The organism is uncultured Sunxiuqinia sp., from assembly GCF_963974515.1.
GTDB lineage: Bacteria > Bacteroidota > Bacteroidia > Bacteroidales > Prolixibacteraceae > Sunxiuqinia.
Genome location: NZ_CAXBDD010000213.1, coordinates 1 through 2,509, shown reverse-complemented (window position 1 = coordinate 2,509; position 2,509 = coordinate 1). Strand labels below are relative to the sequence as shown.

Annotated in this window: 1 protein-coding gene; it reads left to right on the top strand. The window is 45.0% G+C overall.

Going from position 1 to position 2,509, the window contains the following annotated elements; translation table 11 throughout:
* Window positions 1–2,509: two-component regulator propeller domain-containing protein (locus AAC033_RS18995; protein ID WP_339741136.1), on the top strand; the 2,509-nt coding region annotated here is incomplete at both ends.

The window sequence follows — 2,509 nt, the reverse complement described above, 5'->3', positions numbered from 1 at the left end:
AAGTGGACGGAACACCGTTTGCTCAACTCACCCTGACCCAGATCGACTATATCGAAGACCGCTTATTCATCAGTACGCTTTCCAACGGTTTTTTCGAATTCAAGCCGGAGGAGCTGACGGTGAAGAATCACATTTTCGAGAACACGACCTACGACATTCATCATTTTTCAGCAGAAAAGAACGGAACGCTTTGGCTGGCATCCAATAGCGGACTAATACGCTACAATATACACACACACGATTACCAGCGCTTTACTAATGTTCCGGGCGACCCGCTCAGCCTTGAACGAACAGCAGTTGATTACGTGATTCTGGATCACAACAAAAATCTATGGACTTCGTCGGGAATCAGAGGAATCAACTATGGTATAAACAACATCCCGTTTGAGCATTTTATGTTTTCAAATGAAATGGAATACACCCTTTTTCAAAAAGAAGTACTGGCCATTCATTTTGATCTCGAAGGCAACATGTGGCTGGGCTACGAATCGGGCCTGGTCGAAAAACACGATCCTGTTGCTCAAAACAAGACCCATTACTGGATAAAATCAAAAGGTAAAGACGGAATTTCGGGCGCTATATTCCGAATTTTTGAAGACAGCAGACAAAACATCTGGGTATCCGGATGGCAAAGTGGACTACAAAAACTCAATCGTGAAAACAACAACTTTCAGCAGGTAAGCCTTAAACCTGGCGCCATTTCTGTTCTCCTTGAAACAGCCGACATTCGTGACATGATTGAAGATCACCATGGAAACCTGTGGTTAACCGTCCACGGTCAAGGGATTGTCAGATACAACCCGTCTAGCGGGCAGGCTCAGCAGTTCCGCTTTGACCCAAACACAGACGATCTTAATCACTCACTTTCAAACGATTTTACATTCAACATGTGTGTTGATCAGGCTAACAACCTGTGGATTGCAACCGCTCACGGCGCTTCAAAACTCAACCTGAAAAGTCAACAATTCACCAACTATTTTCACGATAATAATAACCCCATAAGCCTGTCAAGCAACACGGTGCAAACGATTTATTGTGACCACGGGGGCGTGATCTGGGCCGGAACCAACAACGGGCTCAACGTTTATCTTAAGGAGCAAGACCAGTTTTTACCGATCGTCAATGAAACAACGATCAGCAGCCAGAATATATCCTCTATTGAATCGGTGAAACCCGGCGAAATATGGATTAGTACCAAATCCGGGCTTTTCAGGTTAAATTACTGGCAAGATAACGCTCATCAATTTGAGTATGATCTGGACTATTTCAATCACTCGGATGGGTTGATTTCAGCAAACTATTTTGACCGTGCGTCTGCAACCAATGCTGACAGTATCATCTATTTCGGAGGAAATGAAGGAGTGGATTTCTTCGATGGCAATGCATCCTTTCACACACCAGGGCATACCTCCAAAGCCATTATTACCGAAACATCAGTCTACGGAAAGCCGGTGTTTCCGCATTATTCAGAAGAAGATCCGAAACTGCGCGAGATTGAGCTGGACTACAACCAGCAAATGATCTCGTTCCGGTTTACTTCTTTAAACTTCATCGACCCGGCAAAGCAAAGATATCGCTACAAACTGGAAGGATTTGATGAGCAGTGGGTCGTGCCGCAAAATGAACAGGTGGCTACTTACACCCGGTTAAGCCCCGGCACTTACCTCTTTCAGGTTGAAACAACCGACCGCTTAGGAGAATGGAACGGCCGCCCCGGCTCCATTCGGCTAATCATTCGTCCGCCGTTTTGGATGACGACACCATTCATCATTATTTCGATGGTTGTTGTGATTGGCCTGTTTGTTCTAATCCAAAGGCTGCGCAATCGCGCCTTACTCAAAAGACAGTTCCAATTGGAAATGATCATCGAAGAACGCACACGCGAATTGCAAGCTAAAAACCAGGAATTGGAGAAGGCAAACCTTACGAAGAATAAATTTCTTTCCATCATTTCGCACGACTTAAAAAGTCCGTTTTCAGGCCTGCTTGGCCTGCTGGATTTGCTAAGCAATGCTGATGAACAAGAATTTGAGCAGGAAAAAGATATGCTACAACTAGCGAACCAGTCGGCGAAAAACATCTATAACCTGCTGGAGAAACTGCTTGTTTGGGCAAACTCCCAATCGGAAAACTTTAGCTATTCTCCAAAGGTGAATAATCTCAGTAAAATTTTGCAAACGAACGTCGAGCTTAATCAGGAACCGGCTTCACAAAAAAATATTCAGATCAAACCTAATTTTCCCGACCAACTAATTGTATTCAGCGATCCAAACATGATCGACACCGTAATCCGGAACCTCCTCGGCAATGCCATTAAGTTCACCAAACCGGAAGGGACAATTGAAGTGACTGCTGAAAGATTGAACGACGAGACGATTGTGCGTATCGCTGACAATGGCATCGGCCTGAGCCCCGAGCAGCAAAAGAATTTGTTTGAACTGGGCCAAAATCAACGCAGCGGAACCGCAGGCGAATCTGGAACCGGGCTGGGACTATTGATCTGCAAAGA